Origin of the sequence: Synechococcus sp. R8-2 (assembly GCF_047461715.1) — a bacterium.
GTDB lineage: Bacteria > Cyanobacteriota > Cyanobacteriia > Thermostichales > Thermostichaceae > Thermostichus.
In genome coordinates this window covers 1-3,917 of record NZ_JANSHQ010000353.1, presented here as the reverse complement: position 1 = coordinate 3,917, position 3,917 = coordinate 1, and the positions used below count along the sequence as shown (strand labels likewise).

The 3,917-nt window shown below is 59.7% G+C and carries 5 protein-coding genes; 2 read left to right on the top strand and 3 right to left on the bottom strand.

What is annotated here, in order from left to right:
* Positions 1–113 precede the first annotated feature (113 nt).
* Positions 114–554 (bottom strand): hypothetical protein, encoded by a 441-nt coding sequence (locus NW819_RS08895; protein ID WP_414413529.1) that lies wholly within the window; start codon positions 552–554, stop codon positions 114–116.
* Positions 555–731: 177 nt separating this feature from the next.
* Positions 732–1,376 (bottom strand): biotin transporter BioY, encoded by a 645-nt coding sequence (locus NW819_RS08890; protein ID WP_414413528.1) that lies wholly within the window; start codon positions 1,374–1,376, stop codon positions 732–734.
* 62 nt (positions 1,377–1,438) lie between these two features.
* On the opposite strand from NW819_RS08890, the gene hisN reads away from it, so the two are divergent.
* On the top strand, positions 1,439–2,248 hold the full coding sequence (hisN, locus tag NW819_RS08885; RefSeq protein ID WP_414413527.1) for a histidinol-phosphatase: 810 nt from the start codon (positions 1,439–1,441) through the stop codon (positions 2,246–2,248).
* Here the strand turns inward: hisN and NW819_RS08880 are convergent.
* Positions 2,233–2,820, bottom strand: coding sequence for a thioredoxin family protein (locus NW819_RS08880; RefSeq protein WP_041437584.1), 588 nt, complete (start codon positions 2,818–2,820; stop codon positions 2,233–2,235). The genes hisN and NW819_RS08880 overlap by 16 nt on opposite strands.
* Before the next feature lie 174 nt (positions 2,821–2,994).
* Here NW819_RS08880 and NW819_RS08875 point away from each other — a divergent pair, with 174 nt between their 5' ends.
* Positions 2,995–3,807, top strand: coding sequence for a TatD family hydrolase (locus NW819_RS08875; protein ID WP_414413526.1), 813 nt, complete (start codon positions 2,995–2,997; stop codon positions 3,805–3,807).
* Positions 3,808–3,917 lie beyond the last annotated feature (110 nt).

Here is a 3,917-nt window from a genome sequence, read left to right as displayed (position 1 = left end):
GTCAGGGTCGGGTAGTTTACTCTTGTTGCAACTCCGTCCCGCTGGCACGACCTGTGGCGGCCATTCCCCTCTAGAGTGAGTGGCCTCACCCCAAAACCGGCAACTCTGCTTGCCTACTGGAAGGCTGTAATCAGCAATGTCTGGGATCCAGAGCGATTTTGTTGGTCAAACGCGGTGATCCGGAACTGCCAAACGCCGATGGGATCCCCGAGGGCAACGCGGAAATCGGTACTGAAGCTACAAAAGGTGGCCCCAGGGTTACAGCCGGCCTGCTGTGGGCTGAAGAATTCCCTTTGCACGCGCACGCCGCTGGGGTTGAAAGTTTCCAGCTCGAGGAACTGCGTTGGACGAGCACCGCCGGGCACACTCACCTGCACCGTGAAGGCCGGCGTGGAGGTGCCCACCCGCACCGAGGTGGGCGCATTGATAAACGAAACCGTTGGGCCTTGGGGTGGGGGCAGGATCGAGCCCCCTGAGCTGCCGCCATCTCCACAAGCAGCCAGCCCAGTGGCCAAAAGGCCGGTGGCCAAAAGGGTCAGAGCAGTCCGTTGCATCCCTCAGTTCCTCACGCAAACCCATCCATCCTGGCAAGACTTGACCAGAATCTGTACCACTTGAGCGGCACAGCTCTAAGTTACTTTTCTAAGTTACTTTCTGCCTCTGCAGCTTGAGAAAAGATGCGCCACGACCTAAATCTGCATGGGCCTTTGCGCAGAGTTGATTCCCTTGCTTCAGAGCAGCAGCAAGCGCCGCAACAGCAACGCTATCACTGCAACAAAGCTGGCCACGATGAGCTGTCCCGGCAGAGTATAGCCGGAGTAAAGCCCTATCAACCTCAGCAACTCCCCATTCCAGGGTTGCGTGGCCAAAAGGTAGAGAATCCCGGTCAGGTGAACCAAGGCCAAAGCCACCAAGCTGCCGGATCCCAACTCTTGGAGGCCCACCGGGGAGTCAGGGATCCCTTCTGCCCACCGCTTCCCATCGACAGCACGTTGGCGGGCCAGAGGAGAAGGGGGTGGATAGGGATCCCGTTGCGGAAAAGCAATTGTCCCGCAGGCCCAGGCTCCTGGCAGAAACCCCAGCAAGTAGCCAAAGGCAGGCTGGTATAGGTACTGCCACCCTCCCCCTTGGGCAAACACCTGTAGCCCTGCCAGCCCCAGCCCCAGATAGACGATCTGGGCGCACACCGCTGCCACCGGCCCCGCCAAACAAGCCGTCAGCAACACGCCCCCGATTTGCAGCGAGAAGCTGTATCCCCCCAACCCAGGCAGCCCGGGCGGAAAACTCAAATGGGTTAGGGTGCCCAAAATGGTCAGGAGGACCCCAATCGCCGTCCAGAGCCATTCCAGAGGAGTTAAGAGCAAGCCAGACCGCATAAACCGAGAGGAAATTTTTCCCTATGCTAAGAAAGGGAAGGGGCAGATGGGGTGGGCAAAAGGTGGTCAAGGCAGAGTGGATTGAACTGGCCCAGGCCCTGGCCGATGCTGCCGGAGCGGTGATTCGCCCCCTGTTTCGCGGAGAACTGCAAGCCGAATACAAAGAGGCCCGCTCCCCAATTGTGACGGTGGCCGACCGGGAGGCAGAGCGGGCCATGCGAGCTTTGCTGATGGCCCAAGTGCCAGAACACAGCATCCTTGGCGAAGAGTTTGGTTTTCACCAGACGGGATCCCTCTACACTTGGGTTTTGGATCCCTTGGATGGCACCATCGCCTTTTCCACCGGCAAGCCCACCTTTGCTACTCTGATTGCCCTCTTGGAAGAAGACCGCCCCATTTTGGGCATCATCGATCAGCCGGTGTTGCGCGAACGCTGGCTGGGGGTACGGGGACAGCCCACTCAATGGATAACCCCCTCTCACCGACAGGCTGCTCAAACCAAGGCCAATACCGACCTCAGCCGCGCCTACTTGAGCTGTACCACCCCTGATTTGTTCACCCAACCCGACCAACAACGGTGCTTCCAGGGGCTCAGCCAAGCAGTTCACGTTACCTCCTATGGGGGCGATGGCTACCAGTACGGCCTGCTGGCCAGCGGCTGTGTGGATCTGGTGATGGAGTGTGGCCTTGCCCTCTACGATTTTGCTGCCCTTGTGCCGGTGATTGAGGGATCCGGTGGCGTGATTACCGATTGGCGGGGGGATCCCTTAACCCGCACCTCCACGGGAGAAGTGTTGGCGGCAGCCAACCCCAGCTTGCATCGACAGGCCCTGGCCGCGATTCAAAAAAGCGGGATCTACCCAGCGAAATAAGCAGGCTCATTGCCAGGTTTCCACTTGATGTTGCAGCCCAGGCTGGGCTTTTGGTCGGGATCGATGGGCTTGCCGGCCAGAAGGTTATCCAGCGCCGCCCGCAAATCTTTGCCCGTCACCGGCACATCGGTCAGGCTGGGACGGCTGTCGTCCAGTTGACCGCGATAGACCAACTTGCGATCCGCGTCGAACAAGAAAAAGTCGGGGGTGCAGGCGGCGGTGAAGGCTTTGGCCACCTCTTGGGTTTCGTCGTAGCAGAAGGGGAAGGTAAAGCCCAAGGTCTCGGCCATCTTCTTCAAGTTCTCTGGGCTGTCATCCGGGTATTTCTCCACATCGTTGGCGCTGATGGCTACAATGCCGACGCCGCGATCCTTGTAATCTCTGCCAAGGCGGGCCAGCTCCTCTTGCACGTGCTTCACATAGGGACAGTGCTGGCAGATGAACATCACCAGCAGGGCCGGCTTGTCGGCAAAGGTGGAGAGGGAGATGGTTTGGCCGCTCACCACATCCGGCAGGCTGAAGTCAGGGGCTGGGGTGCCCAAAGGCAGCATGGTTGAGGGGGTACGGGCCATAACAAACCTCCGGCGTAAGGTTTCCTCAATCATTGTGGATCATCCTGCTCCCACAGGAGCCGTCGCAAGGGGATCTCGCCGGCAAACGGGAGCGCCGGAAGGGATCCCAAGCAGGCCGGGGACAGCTTTTACAATTGGATAAGGTTGGCAACACGATTGTTGGGGAGCTGAGCCTTGAGCACCGCCGTCTTACCTGCTGCTCCTTTGGTGGATACTCACGTCCACCTCAACTACCCCGATTTTGCCGCGGATCTGCCCCAAGTGGCCGAGCGCTGGCGTCAGACGGGGATCCGGCGTTTGGTGCATTCTTGTGTAACACCGGCAGAATTCCCCCAGTTGCAGGCCATTGCCGACCAGTATCCGGAAGTATTTTTGTCGGTGGGGCTGCACCCTTTGGAGGCGGGCCAGTGGCAGCCCGATTTGGCCGAAAAGATCGCCCACCTGGCCGCCAGCGACGAGCGAGTGGTGGCTATCGGGGAGACGGGCCTGGATTTCTACAAGTCCAACCCGGCGGATATCGAGCGGCAAAAAGAATCCTTCTGGGCCCAGATTGCCATTGCCCAAGCGCAGGATCTGGCGTTGATCGTCCATTGCCGCGAGGCGGCAGCAGCCACCTACGCCATCCTCAAGGAGGCCATGGCCACGGGGGGGCCAGTGCGGGCGGTGATGCATTGCTGGAGCGGATCCCCGGAGGAGACGCGGCTGTTTGTCGAGCTGGGCTGCTTCATTAGCTTCAGCGGCATTGTCACTTTCAAAAATGCCGAGACTGTCCGCCGGTCGGCCTTGGAGGTGCCCCTATCCCAGCTTTTGGTGGAAACCGATTGCCCTTTTCTGGCTCCCACCCCCTTCCGCGGCAAACGCAATGAGCCGGCCTATGTGCAGCGGGTGGCCCAAACCTTGGCGGAGCTGCTTGGGATCCCACCGGAAAAACTGGCAGAAGAAACCAGCCAGAACGCTGCTCGCCTGTTTCGGTTGCCTCTCCCCTAGCTCTTTGCTTGACATACTCCCTGCCCCATAGGGTGAGGATTCTGGTTGCTGGTATCGCTTCGCAACGCTACGCGAACAGAGACAGCTCCCCTCCACGACAGCGGTGCTTA

What these genes read in the sequence shown, in the direction of transcription:
- NW819_RS08890 (WP_414413528.1), bottom strand. Translation starts at nt 1,376, where the DNA reads ATGCGGTCTGGCTTGCTCTTAACTCCTCTGGAATGGCTCTGGACGGCG.
- NW819_RS08895 (WP_414413529.1), bottom strand. Translation starts at nt 554, where the DNA reads ATGCAACGGACTGCTCTGACCCTTTTGGCCACCGGCCTTTTGGCCACT.
- NW819_RS08880 (WP_041437584.1), bottom strand. Translation starts at nt 2,820, where the DNA reads ATGGCCCGTACCCCCTCAACCATGCTGCCTTTGGGCACCCCAGCCCCT.